Raw genomic sequence first — 674 nt, forward strand, 5'->3', positions numbered from 1 at the left:
GGCCAAGACATCGAAGATCTCGTTTTCGCTGTACTGCTTGTGTTTCATGACCCCTCCCTGGAGACGATCTTGTCTCATTCGGAGTGGGCCGACCAATTGGGGTCACGTCAGACACCTGTGGATGATCTGGCAGACCGAGCCGGGGATCGTGATAGGTAAGCAGGCCAGGGGAGACGTCCACATCAACCGTTACTGGCGATGCGTGCACACTATTGATAGCGGCATAGATTCGCATTCATGAGCTGATGAGGCAAGTCGATATACCGAACCCGCTGCCAAGCCGTCACCAGTTTTGCTTTCAGCTCCGAGACCGAGCGGGCACAGAAGTTTCCCAGCACACTGCGCTTCACATACGCCCACACCAGCTCGATCGGGTTCAACTCCGGTGCATAGGGCGGCAAAAACACCAGCGACAGGCGTTCGTGGAGACCCACGAACGCCTGTGTTGCCTTCGCCCGGTGGATCCCGGCGTTCTCCAGCACCACCACGATCTCCCCCTGAACGTGGTGGAGCAGGTGCTGGAAGAATCGGATGACGTCCCCACTCCGAATCGCCCCAGACTTCGTATGCTGGAAGCACCGCCCATCCGACGTGATCGCACCGATGGTTGAGAGTTTCTCCCAATGGGCCGGGAGCGTGACCAGGGGCGTGACGCCCCTGGTCGACCACGTGCG

1 protein-coding gene is annotated in these 674 nt (G+C 59.2%); it reads right to left on the reverse strand.

Going from position 1 to position 674, the window contains the following annotated elements; translation table 11 throughout:
* Positions 1 to 209: 209 nt before the first annotated feature.
* A partial coding sequence (locus IEY69_RS21630; RefSeq protein ID WP_189075129.1) for an IS630 family transposase occupies positions 210 to 674 on the reverse strand: 465 nt, incomplete at its 5' end.

The organism is Deinococcus sedimenti (assembly GCF_014648135.1).
Taxonomy (GTDB): domain Bacteria; phylum Deinococcota; class Deinococci; order Deinococcales; family Deinococcaceae; genus Deinococcus; species Deinococcus sedimenti.